Source organism: Klebsiella sp. P1CD1 (genome assembly GCF_003790505.1).
GTDB lineage: Bacteria > Pseudomonadota > Gammaproteobacteria > Enterobacterales > Enterobacteriaceae > Klebsiella > Klebsiella variicola.
In genome coordinates this window covers 4,682,286-4,705,224 of record NZ_CP033631.1, presented here as the reverse complement: position 1 = coordinate 4,705,224, position 22,939 = coordinate 4,682,286, and the positions used below count along the sequence as shown (strand labels likewise).

Genomic DNA, 22,939 nt, shown 5'->3' with positions numbered 1-22,939 from the left:
CGGCTTCCTACGCCCCCCTCTCATTTGTGGGGGATGATTGCGCCCCGGAAAGCAAAAATATCTAATTAGCGCGCTGTAAAGATATTCATCCTTTCTTACCTTTTATAATTTAATAAGCATATTAGGGACTATCGAATGCTCAGATATACCTGTCATGCCCTATTTCTTGGATCGTTAGTATTATTGAGTGGCTGTGATAACAGCTCTTCCTCTTCACCCTCTGGCTCACCGGGTTCACCAGGCAATCCTGGCAACCCAGGCACGCCCGGTACGCCCGACCCGCAGGATGTGGTCGTCCGCTTACCGGACGTTGCCGTCCCTGGCGAAGCGGCGCAGGCTTCCGCCAACCAGGCTGTCATTCACCTTGTCGATATCGCCGGCATCACCAGCAGCACGCCGGCCGACTATGCGACTAAAAACCTCTATCTATGGAATAACGAAACCTGTGATGCGCTGAGCGCGCCGGTGGCGGACTGGAATGATGTCAGCACTACGCCGACCGGCAGCGACAAATATGGCCCTTACTGGGTGATCCCGCTGACTAAAGAGAGCGGATGTATCAACGTTATCGTCCGCGATGGCACCAATAAGCTTATCGACAGCGACCTGCGCGTCTCTTTTGGCGATTTCACCGATCGCACGGTATCGGTCATCGCTGGCAACAGCGCGGTCTATGACTCCCGCGCAGACGCCTTCCGCGCCGCCTTTGGCGTGGCGCTGGCCGATGCGCACTGGGTCGATAAAACCACCCTGCTGTGGCCGGGCGGCGAAAATAAACCCATTGTGCGCCTCTATTACAGCCACAGCAGTAAGGTGGCCGCCGACAGTAACGGCGAATTTACCGATAAATATGTCAAGCTGACCCCCACCACCGTCAGTCAGCAGGTGAGCATGCGCTTCCCGCATCTCGCCAGCTATCCTGCCTTTAAGCTGCCGGATGATGTCAACGTCGATGAATTGCTGCAGGGCGAGACGGTGGCGATATCCGCCGAAAGCGACGGGATCCTTAGCTCCGCCACCCAGGTGCAGACCGCCGGCGTGCTGGACGATACCTATGCCGCTGCCGCCGAGGCGCTGAGCTATGGCGCCCAGCTAACTGATAGCGGCGTGACCTTCCGCGTCTGGGCGCCCACGGCGCAGCAGGTTGAGCTGGTGGTCTACAGCGCCGACAAGAAGGTGGTGGCCAGCCATCCGATGACCCGCGACAGCGCCTCCGGCGCCTGGTCCTGGCAGGGCGGGAGCGACCTGAAGGGCGCGTTCTACCGCTACGCGATGACCGTCTACCACCCGCAGTCGCGTAAAGTCGAGCAGTACGAAGTGACCGATCCCTACGCCCATAGTTTGTCGACCAACTCGGAGTACAGCCAGGTGGTCGATCTCAACGACAGCGCGCTGAAGCCGGAAGGCTGGGACGGGCTGACGATGCCGCACGCGCAGAAAACCAAAGCCGACCTGGCGAAAATGACGATCCACGAGTCGCATATTCGCGATCTCTCTGCCTGGGATCAAACCGTTCCCGCCGAACTGCGCGGTAAGTATCTGGCGCTCACCGCCCAGGAGAGCAATATGGTCCAGCATCTGAAACAGCTGTCGGCCTCGGGAGTGACCCATATTGAGCTGCTGCCGGTCTTCGATCTGGCGACGGTCAATGAGTTCAGCGACAAAGTCGCCGATATTCAGCAGCCGTTCAGTCGCCTGTGCGAGATCAACAGCGCGGTGAAGAGCAGCGAGTTCGCGGGCTATTGCGACAGCGGTTCGACGGTCGAAGAGGTGCTGACCCAGCTGAAGCAGAACGACAGCAAGGATAACCCGCAGGTGCAGGCGTTGAATACGCTGGTGGCGCAGACCGACTCCTATAACTGGGGCTACGATCCGTTCCACTACACGGTGCCGGAAGGATCCTACGCCACCGATCCGGAAGGCACGGCGCGCATTAAAGAGTTCCGCACCATGATTCAGGCGATCAAGCAGGATCTGGGAATGAACGTCATTATGGACGTGGTGTACAACCACACCAACGCCGCCGGCCCGACCGATCGCACCTCGGTGCTGGATAAGATCGTCCCCTGGTACTATCAGCGCCTGAATGAAACCACCGGCAGCGTGGAATCGGCCACCTGTTGCTCCGACTCGGCGCCAGAGCACCGGATGTTCGCCAAGCTTATCGCCGATTCACTGGCGGTATGGACCACCGATTATAAGATCGATGGCTTCCGCTTCGACCTGATGGGCTATCATCCGAAAGCGCAGATCCTCTCGGCCTGGGAGCGCATTAAAGCGCTGAACCCGGACATTTATTTCTTTGGTGAAGGCTGGGATTCCAACCAGAGCGATCGCTTTGAAATTGCCTCGCAAATCAATCTGAAAGGCACCGGGATCGGCACGTTCTCCGATCGTCTGCGCGACGCCGTGCGCGGTGGCGGGCCGTTCGATTCCGGCGATGCATTGCGCCAGAATCAGGGGGTGGGCAGCGGCGCCGGCGTTCAGCCAAATGAGCTGACCAGCATGACCGACGATCAGGCGCGCCACCTCGCCGATCTGACCCGTCTGGGCATGGCCGGTAACCTCGCGGACTTCGTGCTGATCGACAAAGACGGCGCGGTGAAGAAAGGCAGCGAGATTGACTATAACGGCGCGCCTGGCGGCTATGCGGCTGACCCGACGGAAGTCGTGAATTATGTGTCAAAACACGACAACCAAACGCTGTGGGACATGATCAGCTATAAAGCTGCTCAGGAGGCGGATCTCGATACCCGCGTCCGGATGCAGGCGGTGTCGCTGGCGACCGTGATGCTCGGCCAGGGGATCGCCTTTGACCAGCAGGGCTCGGAGCTGCTGCGCTCTAAATCTTTTACCCGCGATTCGTATGATTCCGGTGACTGGTTTAACCGCGTGGATTACTCCCTGCAGGACAACAACTACAACGTGGGTATGCCGCGCAGCAGCGATGATGGCAGCAACTATGACATTATCGCCCGGGTGAAAGACGCGGTGGCTACTCCGGGTGAAACGGAGCTCAAGCAGATGACCGCGTTTTATCAGGAGCTGACCGCGCTGCGTAAATCGTCTCCGCTGTTTACCCTCGGTGACGGCGCGACGGTGATGAAGCGCGTGGACTTCCGCAACACCGGCGCCGATCAGCAGACGGGTCTGCTGGTGATGACCATCGATGATGGGATGCAGGCTGGCGCCAGTCTGGACAGCCGTGTCGACGGCATCGTGGTGGCGATCAACGCCGCACCGGAAAGCCGGACGCTGCAGGACTTCGCCGGCACATCGCTGCAGCTGAGCGCCATCCAGCAGGCGGCAGGCGACCGTTCGCTGGCGAGCGGCGTGCAGGTTGCCGCTGACGGCTCGGTCACGCTGCCGGCCTGGTCGGTAGCGGTCCTCGAGCTGCCACAGGGGGAATCGCAGGGCGCTGGCCTGCCGGTGAGAAGTAAATAACATAACGTGGGGCGCCCGTAAGGGCGCCTCTGACTGATGACAAACCTGTTTCGTTATTATGCTCGCCTTTCTGCCGGGTGGCGGCTTACGCCTTACCCGGCCTACGAAAGACTGCAATATCAAACAGTTATGCAGTTATCTGTCGGCCCGCACTAGCGTAGCGCCGCCGGGAAATCCCTGAAGAATGCACTTTGTCAGCAGTCTGGGGCGCCCGTAAGGGCGCCTTCTCTGCACCGTGAGGGAACAGGAGACGGTTGTGATTGTTCGTGATGATAGTGAAAGAGGCATCCCGCCTCTGGTGGCGCATCAGCCGCCGTCCGCGCAGGCAGACGCGCCGGTGAGCCGCGGTCGGATGGTGCAGATCCCCGGCTGGATTATCCCGCTGTACGCCGGATTATTTATCGCGCTCGGCTGGTTTGGCGGCGAGCAGTGGCGCCATCCGTCACCGCCGCAAACGCTGCCTCTGCCGGTGGCTCATGCGGCGCTTTTGCCGTTAACCGCCGCCGGGGAGACCGCGCCAAAAAACCCGCCGTCGGCGGTAAAACCCAGCGCGCCTGCGGCGCCGGTAATGGACAGCGATACGCTGCCGCCCCTGCGCTATAGCGCCCATGTCTATGCCTCGCTACCGGAAAAGCGCAGCATTGTGTTAAACGGCAAAGCGTGGTCGGAGGGTGATTCCCCGCTGCCCAATCTGGTGGTGGAGCAGATCCAGCAGGATGTGACGATCTTTAGCTTCAACGGCACAACATTTACCCTGGCGGCGCTGGATGACTGGCCAGGCGGGAAAATTGACGAGGAGCCGAAAGGGGAATAAGGGCTACGCGCAATAAAATGCGCGTTGAGAATATTTTGTTTAGTCGCTGCGCAAGCTGGCAATAAAGGGAGCGAGCTGGCGATTAAATTGACTACACTGTGTGGCTTCCGGAGTGCTGTCCTGCAAAAGTTGTTGATAAAGCCGGTCGCTATTTTGGCTTAACGTCGCCACGTCAATATTTCCCCACCCGCGCGCTTTGCCGACATTCACCGCTGCCCGATATATCGTTTCATCGGCGGGCAGATCGCTACGATTACATTTATTCTTGAGATAGCGCGTCCCGGCTGCTACCGACGAGAGCTGCTCCAGCTGCGCCTGGCTGCTGATGGCCGGGCTGAGCGTTGAGGCGGGTTTCTGTTGGCAGCCAGAGAGCACGGCGACCACGCAAAGCGAAAATATAAGCGGAATGCGCATAGTAAAGTAATCAAAATAATGAATCACTGGCCGCTAGTTTAACAAAGATTTTCCTGGTGTCATCATAAAATATTATTCTGCATAAATGTTAACAGGCTCTCATTTTTATTGGAAGAAACTCGATTAATTTCCTTTACTTCTCTCAATAATAAATGTTGTCGTCCGGGAAATATATTTTCGGTGTGAGGCGATGCCGCCGCATTTGGCATCAGGGCGAGCGTCATTTTTTATGTTATTAAAAAACATACTCTTTCCCATCTTGTTACGTGCGCAGGAGGTAAAATGCTGGTTAAGAATGTCGCATTTTAGTGCTATCCTGTATGCCCTGAACATTACGTGCTATGTTCTGACCATTTCTGCTGATGATGCGTTTAACATAATGATTTTATGGTGAATTCTTATTGTTAATATCATGTAAAACGAAGCAAACCAACCTCATGAAAGGCTGGCGGCATGTCCTGCCTGCCAGCAGGTTGTCGTCCGAAGGATAAGCAGCCTGGACGTTAATTTGAGAGATTTCTTCTTCCTCTGTGCAGGGGAAGTATTGAGAATCAGGCCCTTGCGCCTGAACGTTGCGGAGAAAAAGCATGGCGGGAGATGACCGCGAGCCTATCGGACGTAAGGGGAGACCCTCACGTCCGACAAAACAAAAAGTTACCCGTCGCCGGGTCCGGGAAGAGGACTACGACGATGAGTATGATGACGATGATTATGAGGATGAGAAACCGGTGCCGAGAAAAGGAAAAGGCAACGGTGGCAAACCTCGTCGTAAGCGCCGCTGGCTGTGGCTGCTGGTCAAGCTGGGGATTGTCTTCGCGGTGCTGATTGCCGCCTATGGCGTCTACCTCGATCAGAAAATCCGCAGCCGCATTGACGGTAAAGTCTGGGAGCTGCCGGCCGCGGTTTATGGCCGGATGGTGAATCTTGAGCCGGATATGCAGATCAGCAAAAACGAGATGGTGCGTCTGCTGAACGCCACCCAGTATCGTCAGGTCAGCGCGATGACGCGCCCGGGCGAATACACCGTGCAGGCCAACAGCATCGAGATGATCCGTCGTCCGTTCGATTTCCCGGACAGTAAAGAAGGGCAGGTGCGCGCGCGTCTGACCTTCGATGGCGACCATCTGGAGACCATCGAGAATATGGATAATAACCGCCAGTTCGGTTTCTTCCGTCTCGATCCGCGTCTTATTACCATGCTGCAGTCGCCGAATGGTGAGCAGCGCCTGTTCGTGAAGCGCAGTGGCTTCCCGGATCTGCTGGTGGATACGCTGCTGGCGACCGAAGACCGCCACTTCTACGAGCACGATGGTATCAGCCTGTATTCCATCGGCCGCGCGGTGCTGGCGAACCTGACGGCAGGTCGTACGGTGCAGGGGGCGAGTACCCTGACCCAGCAGCTGGTGAAAAACCTGTTCCTCTCCAGCGAGCGCTCCTACTGGCGTAAAGCCAACGAAGCGTATATGGCGCTGATCGTCGATGCCCGCTACAGCAAGGATCGCATCCTTGAGCTGTATATGAACGAGGTGTACCTCGGCCAGAGCGGCGATAATGAAATTCGCGGCTTCCCGCTGGCCAGCCTGTACTACTTTGGCCGTCCGGTGGAAGAGCTGAGCCTCGATCAGCAGGCGCTGCTGGTGGGGATGGTGAAAGGGGCGTCGGTGTATAACCCGTGGCGCAACCCGAAACTGGCCCTTGAGCGACGCAATCTGGTGCTGCGTCTGCTGCAGCAGCAGCAGGTTATCGACCAGGAGCTGTACGATATGCTGAGCGCGCGTCCGCTGGGCGTGCAGCCGCGCGGCGGGGTGATTTCACCTCAGCCGGCCTTTATGCAGATGGTTCGTCAGGAGCTGCAGGCGAAGCTGGGCGATAAAGTGAAAGATCTCTCCGGCGTGAAGATCTTCACCACCTTCGACTCGGTGGCGCAGGATGCGGCGGAAAAAGCGGCTACTGAAGGGATCCCGGTACTGAAGAAACAGCGCAAGCTGGCAGATCTGGAAACCGCCATGGTGGTGGTGGACCGCTTTACCGGTGAAGTGCGGGCGATGGTCGGCGGCGCGGAGCCGCAGTTCGCCGGCTACAACCGCGCGATGCAGGCCCGCCGGTCGATTGGTTCTCTGGCCAAGCCGGCGACCTATCTGACCGCGCTGAGCCAGCCCAATCAGTATCGCCTGAACACCTGGATCGCCGATGCGCCGGTGACCATTCGCCTGTCCAACGGCCAGACGTGGTCCCCGCAGAACGACGATCGTCGCTTCAGCGGCCAGGTGATGCTGGTGGATGCCTTGACCCGCTCGATGAACGTCCCGACGGTTAACCTCGGGATGGCGCTGGGCTTGCCGGCGGTCGTCGATACCTGGACTAAACTGGGGGCGCCGAAGAATCAGCTCAACGCGGTGCCGGCGATGCTGCTGGGTGCGCTGAACCTGACGCCGATTGAAGTGGCGCAGGCCTTCCAGACGATTGCCAGCGGCGGCAACCGTGCGCCGCTGTCCGCCCTGCGGTCAGTGATTGCGGAAGATGGCACGGTGCTCTACCAGAGCTACCCGCAGGCGGAACGCGCCGTGCCTGCCCAGGCGGCCTACATGACGCTGTGGACCATGCAGCAGGTGGTGCAGCGCGGCACGGGGCGTCAGCTGGGCGCGAAGTATCCGGGCCTGCATCTGGCGGGAAAAACCGGGACCACCAACAATAACGTCGATACCTGGTTCGCCGGCATCGACGGTAGCCAGGTGACCATCACCTGGGTGGGCCGCGACAACAACCAGCCGACCAAACTGTACGGCGCCAGCGGCGCGATGTCGATTTACCAGCGCTATCTGGCGAACCAGACGCCGACGCCGCTGGCGTTGACGGCGCCGGAAGACGTGGTCGACATGGGCGTGGACAGCAACGGCAACCTCGTCTGCAGCGGTGGCGTCCGTTCGCTGCCGGTCTGGACGACGCAGCCGGATGCGCTGTGCCGCCAGGGCGAGATGATGCAGCAGCAGCAGTTGCAGCAGCAGGAAGCGAACAACCCGTTTAATCAGTCCGGGCAACAGCAGCCGCAGCAGCAACAGCAGCAGCAACAGCAGCAACAGCCGAAGCAGCAGGAGAAGAGCGACGGCGTCGCGGGCTGGATCAAGGATATGTTCGGCAGTAACTGATTTTGGCCGCACAACCCGACCCCTTAATACGAAAGTATTAAGGGGTTTTTTTATACCTGTAAAAAAGTTAACGCCCCTTTAACTCCATAATAACTATCTGGTTATTAATTCGGCCTTCGGTCTCGCCAGGCTGGCATATCGCTTGCCTTGCCTTCGGCGTTTCGCCTATTATATCGCCCGTCATAATAATAATTATCGTTTACGTTATCATTCACTTTCATCAGAGATATACCCATGGCGCGTCCAAAAACTGCTCAGCCAAATCACTCGCTGCGTAAAATCGCAGTCGTAGTAGCCACGGCGGTTAGCGGCATGTCTGTCTATGCACAGGCTGCGGAACAACCGAAACAAGAAGAGACTATCACCGTCGTTGCGGCACCGGCCGCCCAGGAAAGCGCCTGGGGACCGGCGCCGACCATCGCGGCAAAACGCTCTGCCACGGCGACGAAAACCGATACCCCGATCGAAAAAACGCCGCAGTCTGTCTCGGTGGTCACGCGCCAGGAGATGGAGATGCGCCAGCCGACCACGGTAAAAGAGGCGCTCTCCTATACGCCGAGCGTCTTCTCCACCCGCGGTAGCTCGACCACCTATGATGTGGTCACCATCCGCGGTTTCACTACCTCGACGACCGTCAATACCAACCAGTATCTGGACGGCATGAAGCTGCAGGGAAATAACTACTCTGAAGTCTCCATGGACCCGTATTTCCTCGAGCGCGTGGAAGTGATGCGCGGGCCAACCTCGGTGCTGTACGGCAACAGCAACCCTGGCGGTATCGTCAGCATGGTCAGCAAACGCCCGACCACTGAGCCGCTGAAAGAAGTGCAGTTCAAGATGGGCACCGACAACCTGTGGCAGACCGGGTTTGACTTCAGCGACGCCATTGATGATGCCGGCGTCTGGTCCTATCGCCTGACCGGCCTGGGCCGCAGCCAGGATACCCAGCAGCAGATGGCGAAGTCTACCCGCTATGCGGTGGCGCCGTCCTTTAGCTGGCGCCCGGACGATAAAACCGACTTCACCTTCCTGAGCAACTTCCAGAATGACCCGGATGCGGGTTACTACGGCTGGCTGCCGCGCGAAGGCACCGTGGTGCCGTATTACGACGCCAACGGGAAGGCGCACAAGCTGCCGACTGATTTCAACGAAGGCGAGGCGGATAATAAGATCTCGCGCCGCCAGAAGATGGTGGGTTATAGCTTCTCCCATCAGTTTGATGACACCTTTACTGTGCGGCAGAACCTGCGCTATGCCGAGGTTGATACCTTGTATCGCTCGGTGTACGGGAATGGCTATGTCGCCCCGGGCTACATGAATCGCGCCTATGTGCGTTCTGATGAGCACCTGAACACCTTTACCGTCGATACCCAGCTGCAGTCTGCTTTCGCCACCGGCGCGGTCAGCCATACGCTGCTGACCGGCGTGGATTACTCACGAATGCGCAACGATGTGGATGCCGACTACGGGACGGCGGATCCTATCAGCATGAGCAACCCGCAATACGGCAACCCGAATATTCAGGTCACTTTCCCGTACGCGGTCCTCAACCGAATGGAGCAGACGGGCCTGTACGCGCAGGATCAGATGGAGTGGGATAAGTGGGTCATGACCCTGGGCGGCCGTTACGATTACGCCACCACCTCAACGTTAACTCGCTCCAGCAACAGCCTGGCGGAGAATCACGACCAGCAGTTCACCTGGCGCGGCGGTATCAATTACCTGTTTGATAACGGCATCTCTCCGTACTTCAGCTACAGCGAATCCTTCGAGCCGGTATCGGGCTCCGGGCTTAACGGCCAGCCGTTCGATCCGTCGCGTGGCAAGCAGTATGAAGCTGGCGTGAAATATGTGCCGAAAGATATGCCAGTGGTGGTCACCGCCGCGGTCTATCAGCTGACCAAAGATAAGAACCTGACGGCGGATCCGGCTAACCAGGCGTTCAGCATCCAGACCGGCGAGATCCGCTCCCGCGGCCTTGAGCTGGAGGCGAAAGCGGCGGTGAACGCCAATATCAACGTCACCGCGGCCTACAGCTATACCGATGCGGAATACACTCACGATACGGTGTTCAACGGCAAGCGTCCGGCGGAAGTGCCGCGTAACATGGCGTCGCTGTGGGCGGATTACACCTTCCACGAAACCGCGCTCAGCGGTTTGACGGTCGGCGCCGGGGCGCGCTATATCGGTTCTACGGTCAGCTATTACAAAACTGACACCAGCACCGGTAACAAAAATGATGCCTTCAATGTGGCCGGTTATGCGCTGATGGATGCGACGGTGAAATACGATCTGGCGCGCTTTGGCCTGCCGGGCTCTTCGGTCGGCGTCAACGTCAACAACCTGTTTGACCGCGAATATGTCTCCAGCTGCTATAGCGAATACGCCTGCTACTGGGGTGCGGGACGTCAGGTTGTCGCGACCGCAACCTTCCGCTTCTAACTACTCACGGGCGCGGTTCGCCGCGCCCAACATCAGGTTGTTGCTATGCAGGAACAGACTCCGCACTCTGAGACCACCTTTGCGTTAAATGGCGTGACCTTTCGCGTACCAGGTCGCACGCTGCTTCACCCCCTTTCGTTAACCTTCCCGGCAGGAAAAGTGACTGGCCTGATAGGCCATAACGGTTCCGGCAAATCCACATTACTGAAAATGCTCGGCCGCCATCAGCCGCCTTCCGCAGGCGATGTGCTGCTGGACGGCCAGCCGCTGGAGAGCTGGAGCAGCAAGGCGTTTGCCCGCAAAGTGGCCTATCTGCCGCAGCAACTGCCGGCGGCGGAAGGGATGACAGTTCGCGAGCTGGTGGCGATAGGTCGCTACCCGTGGCACGGCGCGCTGGGGCGCTTCGGCGCGGCGGATCGCGAAAAGGTGGAAGAGGCGATCGCGCTGGTGGGGCTGAAGCCTTTGGCGCAGAGGCTGGTGGACAGTCTCTCCGGCGGCGAGCGTCAGCGGGCGTGGATCGCCATGCTGGTGGCGCAGGATAGCCGCTGTCTGCTGCTTGATGAACCGACCTCGGCGCTGGATATCGCCCATCAGGTCGATGTGCTCGCGCTGGTGCATCGTCTCAGCCAGCAGCGTGGCCTGACGGTGATCGCAGTCCTGCATGATATCAATATGGCTGCCCGCTACTGCGATTATCTGGTCGCGCTGCGCGGTGGGGAAATGATCGCCCAGGGGACGCCAGCAGAACTGATGCGCAGCGACACGCTGGAACAAATCTACGGCATCCCGATGGGGATCCTGCCGCACCCGGCGGGCGCGGCGCCGGTAAGTTTTGTCTATTGATGATGAACCCAACTCTGATAACCCGACGCCGCCTGCTGACCGCGATGGCGCTCTCGCCGCTGCTGTGGCAGATGCGCGGCGCGCAGGCGGCGAACATTGACCCGCAGCGCGTCGTCGCGCTGGAGTGGCTGCCGGCCGAACTGCTGTTGGCGCTCGGCGTCACGCCCTACGGCGTGGCCGATATTCCCAACTATCGCCTGTGGGTGAACGAACCCGCGCTGCCCGCGTCGGTGATCGATGTCGGCCTGCGCACCGAACCCAATCTTGAGCTGCTGACGCAGATGAAACCGTCGTTTATCGTCTGGTCGGCAGGCTATGGCCCGTCACCAGAAAAGCTGGCGCGTATCGCGCCTGGCCGTGGTTTCACCTTTAGCGACGGCAAACGGCCGCTGGCGATGGCCCAGCGTTCGCTACTGGAAATGGCCGACCTGCTGGGTAAACAACAGCAGGCGAAGCGCCATCTGGCGGAGTTCGACGCGCTGATGGAGAACCTGCGTCCGCGATTTGCCCGGCGTGGCGATCGCCCACTGCTGATGATTTCGCTGCTCGATGCCCGCCACGTGCTGGTATTTGGTGAGAACTGCCTGTTCCAGGAGGTGCTTGACCGCTTTGGCATTCAAAACGCCTGGCGCGGCGAAGCGGCATTCTGGGGCAGCGTCACCGTCGGTATTGACCGGCTGGCGGCATTTAACGAGGCCGATGTGATCTGTTTCGATCATGGCAACGATCGGGAGATGGCCCAGCTGTTGGCGACCCCGCTGTGGCAGGCGATGCCGTTCGTGCGCGCGGGGCGTTTCCAGCGGGTTCCGGCGGTGTGGTTCTATGGCGCGACGCTGTCGGCGATGCATTTCGCCCGCGTGCTGGCCGATGCGCAGGGGAGGGCGGCGGTATGAACGCGCGTCTCTCGCCGTTAGCCATTTTCCTGCTGACCGGGCTGCTGGTTGCCGCTTTCGCGCTGAGCATCGTCAACCTCAATGTCGCTTTACCTTACGCGCAATGGCGTCAGGCGCTGTGGCAGCCGGATATCGATAATATCGCCCAGATGCTGTTCCATTACAGCCTGCTGCCGAGGCTGGCGATATCGCTGCTGGTCGGCGCCGGGCTGGGGCTGGTCGGCGTGCTGTTCCAGCAGGTGCTGCGTAACCCGCTGGCGGAGCCAACCACGCTCGGCGTCGCCACCGGCGCACAGCTGGGAATGACGGTGACGACGCTATGGGCCATCCCTGGCGTGCTGGCCTCGCAGTTTGCGGCGCTGGCTGGGGCTTGTCTGGTGGGGGCGCTGGTGTTTGGCGTCTCGTGGGGCAAACGTCTGTCGCCGGTGACGCTGATCCTGGCCGGCCTGGTAGTGAGTCTCTATTGCGGCGCGGTCAATCAGCTGATGGTGATTTTCCATCACGATCAGCTGCAAAGCATGTTCCTGTGGAGTACCGGCACCCTGACGCAGACCGACTGGAGCGTGGTGCAACGCCTGTGGCCGCAGCTGCTCGGCGGCGCGATGTTGACGCTGTTATTGCTACGCCCGTTAACCCTGATGGGACTCGATGATGGCGTGGCGCGCAACCTTGGGCTGGCGCTGTTTCTGGCGCGGCTTGGCGTGCTGACGCTGGCGATTGTCATCAGCGCGCTGCTGGTTAACGCGGTCGGCATTATCGGCTTTATCGGTCTGTTCGCGCCGCTGCTGGCGAAAATGCTCGGCGCCCGCCGCCTGCTGCCGCGATTGCTGCTGGCGGCGCTAATTGGCGCGTTGATCCTGTGGCTTTCCGATCAAATTATTCTCTGGCTCAGCCGGGTCTGGCGGGAAGTCTCGACCGGGTCAGTCACCGCGCTGATTGGCGCGCCTTTATTGCTGTGGCTGCTGCCGCGGCTGCGCAGCATCAGCGCCCCGGTGATGAATGGCGGCGATAAAGCGTTGATCGAGCGCCGCCACGTGCCGTGGTTCGCGCTGGGCGGCTTAGCGCTGCTGCTGTTGGCGATAACCGCCGCGCTGACCTTTGGTCGCGATGCCCATGGCTGGCAGTGGGCCAGCGGCGATCTGCTGGCGCAACTGATGCCCTGGCGCTGGCCACGTGTGCTCTCGGCGCTGTTCGCCGGGGTGATGCTGGCGGTCGCGGGCTGCATCATTCAACGCCTGACCGGCAACCCGATGGCCAGCCCGGAAGTACTGGGCATCAGCTCTGGCGCGGCGTTCGGTGTGGTATTGATGCTGTTCTTCGTGCCGGGCAACGCCTTTGTCTGGCTGTTGCCTGCCGGCAGCCTTGGCGCGGCGGCAACGCTGCTGGTTATTCTGATCGCCGCCGGGCGCGGCGGTTTCTCGCCGCACCGGATGCTGCTGGCGGGGATGGCGCTGAGTACCGCCTTCACCATGCTGTTGATGATGCTGCAGGCCAGCGGCGATCCGCGCATGGCGCAGATCCTGACGTGGATGTCCGGTTCGACCTATAGCGCGACGCCGGAGATGGCGCTGCGTAGTGGCGTGGTGATGCTGGCGCTGCTGGCGCTGGCGCCGCTCTGCCGCCGCTGGCTGACCATTTTGCCGCTGGGCGGCGAGGCGGCGCGGGCGGTGGGGATGGCGCTGACGCCATCGCGTATCGGGTTGCTGCTGCTGGCGGCGAGCCTGACGGCGACGGCGACGCTCACCATTGGGCCGTTAAGTTTCGTTGGCCTGATGGCGCCGCATATTGCGAGGATGCTGGGATTCCGCCGGACGATGCCGCATATGGTGATTTCCGGGCTGACGGGCGGGATGCTGCTGGTGTTCGCCGACTGGTGCGGGCGAATGATGATGTTCCCCTACCAGATCCCGGCGGGGCTGTTGTCGACCTTTATCGGCGCGCCGTACTTTATCTATTTGCTGAGAAAGCAGAGCCGCTAACGATCCTGGATGGCCTCAATATCCCCGGTGGCGCTAGCGCTTACCGGGGCTACAGCGCTGTGCAATTTGGTAGCCCGGACAAGGCGCAGCGCGCCGCCTCCGGGAAACTCCCCGGTGGCGCTAGCGCTTACCGGGGCTACAGCGCTGTGCGATTTGGTAGCCCGGACAAGGCGCAATGCGCCGCCTCCGGGAAAATCCCTGCGCCACCAGGCGTTCAAGTACCTTACAGTTTGGCAAACACCCGACGGGCGGCGTCGATGGTGTTGTTAATGTCCTCTTCGCTGTGGGCGATGGACATAAAGCCGGCTTCAAACGCCGACGGCGCCAGGTACACACCTTCCTCCAGCATCAGGTGGAAGAAGCGCTTGAAGCGTTCGACATCGCACTTCACCACGTCCTGATAGCAGGTGACGGTTTCGGCATCGGTAAAGAAGATGCCGAACATGCCGCCGACGTTATTGACCACCAGCGGGATCCCGGTTTCGCGCGCCGCGTTCAGCAGGCCATCCGCCAGCTGGTTGGTCAGATCGGTCAGGGTTTCATGCACACCCGGCTGCGCCACTTCGCTTAAGCAGGCGAAGCCAGCGGCCATGGCGATCGGGTTACCGGAGAGCGTACCAGCCTGGTACACCGGGCCGGTCGGCGCCAGCGCGTCCATCACTTCGCGGCGGCCGCCGAAGGCGCCCACCGGCATCCCGCCGCCGATGATTTTCCCGAGACAGGTCAGATCCGGCTCCACGCCGTAATAAGCCTGGGCGCCCGCCAGCGCCACGCGGAAGCCGGTCATCACTTCGTCGATGATCAGCAGGGCGCCAAATTCGTCGCACAACGCGCGCAGGCCCGGCAGGAACTCCGGCTGCGGCGGAATGCAGTTCATATTCCCGGCGACCGGCTCGACGATGATGCAGGCGATATCCTGTGGATATTGCTCGAACGCCGCGCGTACCGAGGCGAGGTCGTTATAGGTGCAGGTCAGGGTATGTTTCGCGAAATCGGCTGGCACGCCCGGCGAGTTTGGCTGGCCGAGGGTCAGCGCGCCGGAACCGGCTTTCACCAGCAGACAGTCGGCATGGCCGTGATAGCAGCCTTCGAACTTAATGATCTTATCGCGGCCGGTGAAGCCGCGGGCCAGGCGAATGGCGCTCATGGTCGCTTCGGTGCCGGAGTTCACCATCCGCACCATATCCATGGTCGGGACCAGCTCGGTCACCAGCGCCGCCATTTTCACTTCCATTTCGGTCGGCGCGCCAAAGCTCAGGCCGCGGGACGCCGCTTCGATCACCGCATTGCGGATAGCCGGGTGGTTGTGGCCCAGCACCATCGGACCCCAGGAGCCGACATAATCGATATAGGCCTTCCCGTCCACGTCATAAAGATAGGCGCCATCCGCGCGTTCGATAAACAGCGGCGTGCCGCCGACGCCGGTGAAGGCGCGCACCGGCGAGTTAACGCCGCCGGGGATCAGTTCGCGCGCAGCATGGTATAGATTTTCAGATTTGCTCATGGCCAGGGTCCTGGTTCGTGAAAAATGTTTTATCGGCTATTCTAAGTTATTCCAGGATGGTTATGAAAGTTTTGCCCAATTGAAACAATGTGCCGCAAGGGCATTTTTTTGACGACGCAGCGCGCCGGGACGGCTAAAATGCCTCTCTCTTCATTTGTATTACCAATAATTGATAATGGCATGAAAGCAGAAACTCCCTCTTTTGAAGCACATCAGTTCGTGCGGGTGCGTCGCGGCGATGCGGTGCGCCGTTTGATTCAGCGCGATAAAACGCCGCTGGCGGTCCTGTTGATGGCGGCGGTGGTTGGCACGCTGGCCGGTCTGGTGGGCGTGGCGTTTGAAAAGAGCGTGAACTGGGTGCAGAACCAGCGGATCGGCGCGCTGGCGCAGGTGGCCGATCATTGGTATCTGGTCTGGCCGCTGGCGTTTATCTTGTCGGCGCTGCTGGCAATGGTCGGTTATTTCCTCGTGCGCCGCTTTGCGCCGGAGGCGGGCGGCTCCGGGATCCCGGAAATCGAAGGGGCGCTGGAGGAGCTGCGGCCGGTGCGCTGGTGGCGCGTGCTGCCGGTGAAATTCATCGGCGGCATGGGGACCCTGGGCGCCGGAATGGTGCTGGGACGCGAAGGGCCGATGGTGCAGCTTGGCGGCAACATTGGACGCATGGTGCTGGATATCTTCCGCATGCGCAGTCCGGAGGCGCGGCACACGCTGCTGGCGACCGGTGCGGCGTCGGGGCTCTCGGCGGCCTTTAATGCGCCGCTGGCCGGTATTCTGTTTATCATCGAAGAGATGCGCCCGCAGTTTCGCTACAACCTGATCTCCATTAAAGCGGTATTTACCGGCGTGATCATGTCGAGCATTGTGTTTCGTATTTTCAATGGCGAAGCGGCGATCATTGAGGTAGGCAAGCTGAGCAACGCCCCGGTGAATACCCTGTGGCTGTATCTGGTGCTGGGCATGCTCTTTGGTTGCTTTGGTCCGCTGTTTAACTTCCTGGTGCTGCGCACCCAGGATATCTTCCAGCGCATCCACGGTGGCAATATCAAAAAATGGGTATTGATGGGCGGGGTCATCGGCGGGATCTGCGGCCTGCTGGGGCTGATGCAGCCCTCCGCGGTGGGCGGTGGCTTTAACCTGATCCCCATCGCCGCCGCCGGTAATTTCTCCGTCGGTTTGCTGCTGTTTATCTTTATTGCCCGCGTGGTGACCACGCTGATCTGCTTCTCTTCCGGCGCGCCGGGGGGGATCTTCGCGCCGATGCTGGCGCTGGGCACCTTGCTGGGCACGGCGTTCGGCATGGCGGCTATTCCGCTGTTTCCGGCCTACCATCTCGATGCCGGCACCTTCGCCATCGCCGGGATGGGGGCGCTGCTGGCCGCCTCGGTGCGCGCGCCGCTCACCGGGATTGTGCTGGTGCTGGAGATGACGGATAACTATCAGCTCATTTTGCCAATGATTATTACCTGCCTTGGCGCAACACTACTGGCGCAATTCCTCGGCGGTAAGCCTTTGTATTCGACCATTCTGCAACGTACTCTGGCGAAGCAGGAGGCCGAGCAGGCGGCAAAAGCGCAGCAGGCACCGCGGGAGAATACTTGAACGATTTACCAGGGTATTAGATAATGGCTCAAAAGGTCCGGTTATTCTTTAACCGGCCGGAAGTATCAATGGGAGCAAAAAATGAGTGATGACGTAGCGTTGCCGCTGGAGTTTACCGAAGCCGCAGCCAACAAAGTAAAACACCTGATTGCGGATGAAGATAATCCGAACCTGAAACTGCGCGTGTATATCACCGGCGGCGGTTGCAGCGGTTTCCAGTATGGCTTCACCTTTGACGATCAGGTGAACGAAGGCGATATGACCATCGAGAAACAGGGCGTCGGCCTGGTGGTTGACCCAATGAGCCTGCAGTATCTGGTCGGCGGCGCCGTCGACTATACCGAGGGTCTGGAAGGTTCGCGTTTCATCGTGACCAACCCGAACGCGAAAAGCACCTGCGGCTGCGGTTCCTCATTCAGCGTTTAAAGCGAGTGCGACCGGGCGCCTTCTCCTCCAGCGAGAGGGAGCCAACGCGAAAAACGGTAACCTTAAGGTTACCGTTTTGCTTTTACTACCGCCCGTTATCGTCCAGGGCAAACGTCGGCAGCTTCAGGTGCCAGCGGATCGCCGCCAGACGGATCACCAGTGTCACCACCATGCCCATCATCGCCGAATTCTCCAGCGGGAGATGAAAGGTGTCGTGCGCTGTAGCGTGGACAATGCCGCCGACAATACAGGCGGTGGCGTAGATCTCGGTGCGCAGAATCATGGGAATTTCGCGCGCCAGCACGTCACGGATAATCCCGCCGCCGACGCCGGTGACCACCCCCATGCAGACCGCCACCAGCGGACCACTGCCGGCGAGAAAGGCTTTATTGACGCCGATGCCGACAAACACCGCCAGACCGACGGCATCAAGAACGGGCAGTATCCATTTCGGCAGCCGACGCGGCTGGCGGACCAGCAGGATGGTCAGCATGCTGGTGACCATCGCCACCACCAGATCGGTGGGATCTTTGACCCAGAATACCGGGCCATTCGCCAGCGCCATGTCGCGGATGGTTCCGCCGCCCACCGCCGTCACCACGCCTAACACCAGCACGCCGAATGGGTCCATGCGTAATTTTCCCGCCAGCAGAACGCCGGAGATCGCGAAGACAGCCGTGCCAATAATATCCAGCCAATAGACAAGCATCGTTGATTCCCACTGAACATCCGGTGTGCCGGATGATTATTTTACCTGGTCAAGCGCCGCACAAAGTTGTTTGGCGGCGAGGATAATACGTGGGCTTGCGCGTTCAAACCAGTCGCTGTGTAACGCAATCAACGAAATGGTGAGCTGATGTTGCCAAAAGCGCTGCGCTTCGGCAATGCGGCTGGCGTCGCCGGTCACCACGATCGCCTGCGGCTGGCGGGCCAGCACCTGTTCGCGGCTCACCTGCGGCCAGGGAACACGGCTGGTGGCAAAGATATTCTCGCCGCCGCACAGCCCCAGCACCTGATCCTGAATCGAACCGGGACCACTGGTGAATAGCGGCGCGGATCCGAACTGCAGGAAGACGCGTTTCTTCGGCGCATTGGCATAGCGCGCTTTCAGCGTATCGTATTCCTGCTGCATCGCCTGCGCCGCCTGCTGCGCTTTTTCCGGCTGCGGGCTCCACTGCGCCAGCTGACGCAGGGTGGCGATGATCTCTTCTATCGTCGAGGTCTGCACCCAGAGGACATGAATACCCAGCGACTGCAGCTGGTTAACCTGGCGTTCGGCATTGCCCCCGCGCCAGGCCAGCACCACGTCTGGCTTTAGCGCCACGATGCGTTCCAGGTTCATCCCCTGCCAGCTGGCAACCTGTTCTATGGTTTTGGCCTGCGGCGGATAATCGGAATAGCTGCTGACGCCGACCGGCGTGATCCCGGCGGCAAAGGCCAGTTCGGTATTGGCAGGGGAGAGGGTGACCACCCGCGGCGCGGCCAGTAGCCACGCCGGGGCGAGTAACAGCAGCGCGGCAAGCGCGAAGGATAGCGACTTAGCCACGTGCCAGGTTCTGTACCAGATTCTCCACCATCAGGGTGGACTGTCTGGCGGCGACCGCAAGGAACTCCTCAAAACTGAGGTGGGACTGCTGATCGGCCACGTCGGAGATGGCGCGAACCACCACGAAGGGAACCTTGAAGTTATGGCAGACGTGAGCGATGGCGGTCGCTTCCATTTCCACGGCGATTGCCTGCGGGAAATTATGGCGGATCTTCGCCAGCGCGACGGAGCCGTTAATGAAGGCATCGCCGCTGACGATCAGGCCGCGAACGGCATTGAGATCTAACGCTTTAATGCAGTCTTCGGCGGCGGCCACCAGCTTATCGTCCGCTTTAAAGCCCGCCGGGCAGCCAGGCAGCTGGCCATACTCATAACCGAAGGCGGTGACGTCGGCATCGTGGTAGCGCGCTTCATCGGAGACGACGATATCGCCGACCTTCAGCGTCGGCGCGAGGCCGCCGGCAGAACCGGTATTAATGATCACGTCAGGCTGGCAGCGCTCCAGCAGCAGGGTCGCGCCCGTCGCCGCCGCCACTTTCCCGATACCAGACTTCAGCAGAGCGACGTCAACGCCGTGAAGTTGGCCGGTATAGATTTCGCTCCCGCCAATAGTGATAGTCTGGCGGTTTTCGATTTTGTCGCGCAGGAGGGTAACTTCCTCTTCCATAGCGCCAATAATGCCAATTTTCATAGATTTACTCGCGATGTGTCAGGTTTAGTTGCATAGTCTATCATGCGCTTAAGGGGAAGCGTATTGCTCGCGCGGGAGAGGCTATGGCAAAGATTGATTTTCGCAACAAGATAAACTGGCGTCGACGCTTCCGTTCGCCGCCGCGGGTGGAGACGGAGCGCGACATCCTGCGGATCTTCGAAAGCGATCGGGGGCGGATCGTCAACTCGCCGGCCATCCGCCGCCTACAGCAAAAAACCCAGGTCTTCCCGCTGGAGCGCAACGCGGCGGTCCGTACTCGCCTGACCCACTCGCTGGAGGTGCAGCAGGTGGGGCGCTATATCGCCAAAGAAGTGCTGAGCCGGCTGAAAGAGCAGAAGCTGCTGGAAGAGTATGGCCTGGAAGAGCTGACCGGGCCATTCGAGAGCGTGGTTGAGATGGCCTGCCTGATGCACGACATTGGCAACCCGCCGTTTGGCCACTTTGGCGAGGCGGCGATTAACGACTGGTTTCGCCAGCGCCTGGCCCCCGGCGATGCGCTCGGCCAGCCGTTGACCGACGATCGCTGCGAGGTGCAGGCGTTACGCCTGCACGAAGGGGAAACGGCGCTGAATGCGCTGCGGCGTAAAGTGCGCCAGGATCTCTGCAGCTTTGAGGGCAACGCGCAGGGGATTCGTCTGGTCCACACGCTGATGCGGATGAATCTGACCTGGGCGCAGGTGGGCTGCATCCTGAAATATACCCGACCGGCGTGGTGGTTCGAGGCGACGCCAGCCAGTCACAGTTATTTAATGAAGAAGCCTGGCTATTATTTAGCCGAAGAAGAGTATGTCGCGCGCCTGCGTAAAGAACTGGATCTGGCACCTTACAATCGATTCCCATTAACCTGGATTATGGAGGCCGCGGATGACATCTCATATTGCGTCGCGGATCTCGAGGACGCGGTTGAAAAACGTATTTTCAGCGCCGAGCAGCTTTATCAGCATCTTTACGACGCCTGGGGCAACCATGAAAAAGGATCGTTATTCTCTCAGGTGGTGGAAAATGCCTGGGAAAAATCGCGAGCTAATTACCTGCGACAGAGCGCGGAAGATCAGTTTTTTATGTATTTGCGGGTAAACACGCTGAATAAGCTGGTGCCCTACGCGGCGCGCCGATTTATTGATAACCTGCCGGCCATCTTCACTGGCGACTTTAATCATGCGCTGCTTGAGGACGATAGCGATTGCAGCCAGCTGCTGGAACTCTATAAAAATGTAGCGATGAAACAGGTCTTTAGCCATCCGGATGTCGAGCAGCTGGAATTGCAGGGCTACCGGGTGATTAGCGGCCTGCTGGATATCTATCAGCCGCTGCTGAAATTATCTCTGGAGGATTTCAGCGAATTAGTGGCGCAGGAGCGGGTACGGCGGTTACCCATTGCCTCCCGGCTGTATCAGAAACTTTCAACCCGTCACCGGCTGGCCTATGTTGAAGCAGTAAATAAGCTGGTGCGCACGGCGCCCGAATTTGCGCTGATGGAATACTATTATCGCTGCCGTCTGATCCAGGATTATATCAGCGGAATGACGGATTTGTATGCGTGGGATGAATATCGGCGACTGATGGCGGTGGAATAGGCTGGAGTTTTGTAAAGATGGACAATAAATTTTTACTTTTTCCAGAAACTTAATTCCGGAACTTAGCGCTATAAAATGACTCTGATAGTCACGTACACAGCAACTTTCGTTATCTGATATTGAGATTGAAACTGATGAAAAAAACCACGTTAGCAATGAGTGCACTGGCTCTGAGTTTAGGTCTGGCGTTGTCCCCGCTCTCTGCGAGCGCGGCAGAAACGGCATCTTCGGCCACTAATGCACAGCAGATGCCAAGCCTGGCCCCGATGCTGGAGAAGGTGATGCCATCGGTGGTGAGCATTAACGTTGAAGGTAGCACCACTGTTAATACCCCACGGATGCCGCGTAACTTCCAGCAGTTCTTTGGCGATAATTCGCCGTTCTGCCAGGATGGTTCTCCTTTCCAGAGTTCACCGTTTTGCCAGGGCGGTGGACAGGGCGGTCAGCCTGACGGCGGCCAGCAGCAGAAATTCATGGCGCTGGGCTCCGGCGTCATCATTGATGCGGCCAAAGGGTATGTGGTGACCAACAACCACGTTGTGGACAACGCCACCACGATTAAGGTTCAACTGAGCGATGGCCGTAAGTTTGATGCCAAAGTCGTGGGCAAAGATCCGCGCTCCGATATCGCGCTGATTCAGATTCAGGATCCGAAAAACCTGACGGCGATTAAGCTGGCTGATTCTGATGCGCTGCGCGTCGGCGACTACACCGTGGCTATCGGTAACCCGTTTGGTCTGGGCGAAACCGTGACCTCCGGGATTGTCTCCGCGCTGGGCCGTAGCGGCCTGAACGTGGAAAACTACGAAAACTTTATCCAGACCGATGCGGCGATTAACCGCGGGAACTCCGGCGGCGCGCTGGTGAACCTCAACGGTGAGCTGATCGGCATTAACACCGCCATCCTGGCGCCGGACGGCGGCAACATCGGTATCGGTTTTGCTATCCCGAGCAACATGGTGAAAAACCTGACCGAGCAGATGGTGAAATATGGCCAGGTGAAACGCGGTGAGCTGGGCATCATGGGCACCGAACTGAACTCTGAACTGGCGAAAGCGATGAAAGTCGACGCCCAGCGCGGCGCCTTTGTCAGCCAGGTGATGCCAGGTTCGGCAGCCGCCAAAGCGGGCATTAAAGCCGGCGACGTGATCACCACCCTCAATGGCAAGGCGATCAGCAGTTTCGCCGCGCTGCGTGCTCAGGTCGGCACCATGCCTATCGGCAGCAAAGTTGAGCTTGGCCTGCTCCGCGACGGCAAACCGGTCACCGTTACCGTCGAACTGCAGCAGAGCAACCAGACCCAGGTGGATTCCAGCACCATCTTCAACGGGATTGAAGGGGCGGAAATGAGTAACAAGGGTCAGGATAAGGGCGTGGTGGTCAACAATGTGAAAGCCGGCACCCCGGCGGCGCAGATTGGCCTCAAGAAAGGCGACATCATTGTCGGGGCGAATCAGCAGCCGGTGAAAAACATCGCCGATCTGCGGAAAATCTTCGACGCCAAACCGTCCGTGCTGGCGCTGAACATTCAGCGCGGCGACGCCTCTATCTACCTGCTGTTGCAGTAATCGTCAGCGCAAGCGCCACAGCCCCTTCCCTC

The 22,939-nt window shown here is 59.5% G+C and carries 16 protein-coding genes; 11 read left to right on the top strand and 5 right to left on the bottom strand.

Annotated elements, in window-relative coordinates; genetic code table 11:
* Positions 1-135: 135 nt before the first annotated feature.
* Both pulA and gspB read left to right on the top strand, forming a co-directional pair.
* A complete protein-coding gene (gene pulA / locus DTA24_RS23325; protein ID WP_123837076.1) occupies positions 136-3,444 on the top strand; it encodes a pullulanase-type alpha-1,6-glucosidase in 3,309 nt (1,102 codons plus the stop codon).
* Positions 3,445-3,700: 256 nt separating this feature from the next.
* Positions 3,701-4,258: a type II secretion system assembly factor GspB gene (gspB, locus tag DTA24_RS23320; protein WP_023339602.1), complete on the top strand. Its 558-nt coding sequence runs from the start codon at positions 3,701-3,703 to the stop codon at positions 4,256-4,258.
* A 39-nt stretch (positions 4,259-4,297) separates the two neighbouring features.
* Here gspB and gspS read toward each other — a convergent pair whose 3' ends face one another.
* The gene (gspS, locus tag DTA24_RS23315) at positions 4,298-4,672 is read right to left on the bottom strand and encodes a type II secretion system pilot lipoprotein GspS (RefSeq protein WP_012968915.1); all 375 of its coding nucleotides are present in this window, start codon (positions 4,670-4,672) and stop codon (positions 4,298-4,300) included.
* A gap of 587 nt (positions 4,673-5,259) precedes the next feature.
* Here gspS and mrcB point away from each other — a divergent pair.
* From mrcB to fhuB, 5 genes are all read left to right on the top strand, one after another.
* Positions 5,260-7,818, top strand: coding sequence for a bifunctional glycosyl transferase/transpeptidase (gene mrcB, locus DTA24_RS23310; RefSeq protein WP_016160318.1), 2,559 nt, complete (start codon positions 5,260-5,262; stop codon positions 7,816-7,818).
* Positions 7,819-8,052: 234 nt separating this feature from the next.
* Entirely contained in the window at positions 8,053-10,260 is a 2,208-nt protein-coding gene (fhuA, locus tag DTA24_RS23305) for a ferrichrome porin FhuA (protein ID WP_022065534.1), read from the top strand.
* Positions 10,261-10,305: 45 nt separating this feature from the next.
* The gene (gene fhuC, locus DTA24_RS23300; RefSeq protein WP_012968912.1) at positions 10,306-11,103 is read left to right on the top strand and encodes a Fe3+-hydroxamate ABC transporter ATP-binding protein FhuC; all 798 of its coding nucleotides are present in this window, start codon (positions 10,306-10,308) and stop codon (positions 11,101-11,103) included.
* Complete coding sequence (gene fhuD / locus DTA24_RS23295) at positions 11,103-11,996, top strand: Fe(3+)-hydroxamate ABC transporter substrate-binding protein FhuD (RefSeq protein WP_012968911.1); 894 nt, start codon at positions 11,103-11,105, stop codon at positions 11,994-11,996. Before fhuC ends, fhuD begins: the two co-directional genes overlap by 1 nt.
* Complete coding sequence (fhuB, locus tag DTA24_RS23290) at positions 11,993-13,975, top strand: Fe(3+)-hydroxamate ABC transporter permease FhuB (RefSeq protein ID WP_123837075.1); 1,983 nt, start codon at positions 11,993-11,995, stop codon at positions 13,973-13,975. Before fhuD ends, fhuB begins: the two co-directional genes overlap by 4 nt.
* Before the next feature lie 223 nt (positions 13,976-14,198).
* On the opposite strand, the gene hemL is transcribed toward fhuB, so the two are convergent.
* On the bottom strand, positions 14,199-15,479 hold the full coding sequence (hemL, locus tag DTA24_RS23285; RefSeq protein WP_016160319.1) for a glutamate-1-semialdehyde 2,1-aminomutase: 1,281 nt from the start codon (positions 15,477-15,479) through the stop codon (positions 14,199-14,201).
* 180 nt (positions 15,480-15,659) lie between these two features.
* Here hemL and clcA point away from each other — a divergent pair, with 180 nt between their 5' ends.
* Positions 15,660-17,078: a H(+)/Cl(-) exchange transporter ClcA gene (gene clcA / locus DTA24_RS23280; RefSeq protein WP_008807364.1), complete on the top strand. Its 1,419-nt coding sequence runs from the start codon at positions 15,660-15,662 to the stop codon at positions 17,076-17,078.
* Between the two features lie 81 nt (positions 17,079-17,159).
* Positions 17,160-17,504, top strand: a complete 345-nt coding sequence (erpA, locus tag DTA24_RS23275; RefSeq protein ID WP_008807363.1) for an iron-sulfur cluster insertion protein ErpA — start codon at positions 17,160-17,162, stop codon at positions 17,502-17,504.
* An 85-nt stretch (positions 17,505-17,589) separates the two neighbouring features.
* On the opposite strand, the gene DTA24_RS23270 is transcribed toward erpA, so the two are convergent.
* The 3 genes from DTA24_RS23270 to mtnN are packed head-to-tail and all read right to left on the bottom strand — an operon-like array spanning position 17,590 to position 19,741.
* Positions 17,590-18,213: a TRIC cation channel family protein gene (locus tag DTA24_RS23270; protein WP_002889277.1), complete on the bottom strand. Its 624-nt coding sequence runs from the start codon at positions 18,211-18,213 to the stop codon at positions 17,590-17,592.
* Between the two features lie 36 nt (positions 18,214-18,249).
* Positions 18,250-19,050: a vitamin B12 ABC transporter substrate-binding protein BtuF gene (gene btuF, locus DTA24_RS23265; RefSeq protein ID WP_012542811.1), complete on the bottom strand. Its 801-nt coding sequence runs from the start codon at positions 19,048-19,050 to the stop codon at positions 18,250-18,252.
* Positions 19,043-19,741 carry a 5'-methylthioadenosine/S-adenosylhomocysteine nucleosidase gene (gene mtnN / locus DTA24_RS23260; protein ID WP_008807361.1) on the bottom strand — a complete coding sequence of 233 codons (699 nt, stop codon included), beginning with the start codon at positions 19,739-19,741 and terminating at the stop codon, positions 19,043-19,045. The genes btuF and mtnN overlap by 8 nt, the downstream gene beginning before the upstream one ends.
* Before the next feature lie 83 nt (positions 19,742-19,824).
* Between mtnN and dgt the strand changes: the two genes are divergently transcribed.
* On the top strand, positions 19,825-21,339 hold the full coding sequence (gene dgt, locus DTA24_RS23255; RefSeq protein WP_008807360.1) for a dGTPase: 1,515 nt from the start codon (positions 19,825-19,827) through the stop codon (positions 21,337-21,339).
* A gap of 134 nt (positions 21,340-21,473) precedes the next feature.
* The gene (gene degP, locus DTA24_RS23250) at positions 21,474-22,907 is read left to right on the top strand and encodes a serine endoprotease DegP (RefSeq protein ID WP_008807359.1); all 1,434 of its coding nucleotides are present in this window, start codon (positions 21,474-21,476) and stop codon (positions 22,905-22,907) included.
* Positions 22,908-22,939 lie beyond the last annotated feature (32 nt).

What these genes read in the sequence shown, in the direction of transcription:
- pulA (WP_123837076.1), top strand. Translation starts at nt 136, where the DNA reads ATGCTCAGATATACCTGTCATGCCCTATTTCTTGGATCGTTAGTATTA.
- gspS (WP_012968915.1), bottom strand. Translation starts at nt 4,672, where the DNA reads ATGCGCATTCCGCTTATATTTTCGCTTTGCGTGGTCGCCGTGCTCTCT.
- mrcB (WP_016160318.1), top strand. Translation starts at nt 5,260, where the DNA reads ATGGCGGGAGATGACCGCGAGCCTATCGGACGTAAGGGGAGACCCTCA.
- fhuA (WP_022065534.1), top strand. Translation starts at nt 8,053, where the DNA reads ATGGCGCGTCCAAAAACTGCTCAGCCAAATCACTCGCTGCGTAAAATC.
- fhuC (WP_012968912.1), top strand. Translation starts at nt 10,306, where the DNA reads ATGCAGGAACAGACTCCGCACTCTGAGACCACCTTTGCGTTAAATGGC.
- fhuD (WP_012968911.1), top strand. Translation starts at nt 11,103, where the DNA reads ATGATGAACCCAACTCTGATAACCCGACGCCGCCTGCTGACCGCGATG.
- fhuB (WP_123837075.1), top strand. Translation starts at nt 11,993, where the DNA reads ATGAACGCGCGTCTCTCGCCGTTAGCCATTTTCCTGCTGACCGGGCTG.
- hemL (WP_016160319.1), bottom strand. Translation starts at nt 15,479, where the DNA reads ATGAGCAAATCTGAAAATCTATACCATGCTGCGCGCGAACTGATCCCC.
- clcA (WP_008807364.1), top strand. Translation starts at nt 15,660, where the DNA reads ATGAAAGCAGAAACTCCCTCTTTTGAAGCACATCAGTTCGTGCGGGTG.
- erpA (WP_008807363.1), top strand. Translation starts at nt 17,160, where the DNA reads ATGAGTGATGACGTAGCGTTGCCGCTGGAGTTTACCGAAGCCGCAGCC.
- DTA24_RS23270 (WP_002889277.1), bottom strand. Translation starts at nt 18,213, where the DNA reads ATGCTTGTCTATTGGCTGGATATTATTGGCACGGCTGTCTTCGCGATC.
- mtnN (WP_008807361.1), bottom strand. Translation starts at nt 19,741, where the DNA reads ATGAAAATTGGCATTATTGGCGCTATGGAAGAGGAAGTTACCCTCCTG.
- dgt (WP_008807360.1), top strand. Translation starts at nt 19,825, where the DNA reads ATGGCAAAGATTGATTTTCGCAACAAGATAAACTGGCGTCGACGCTTC.
- degP (WP_008807359.1), top strand. Translation starts at nt 21,474, where the DNA reads ATGAAAAAAACCACGTTAGCAATGAGTGCACTGGCTCTGAGTTTAGGT.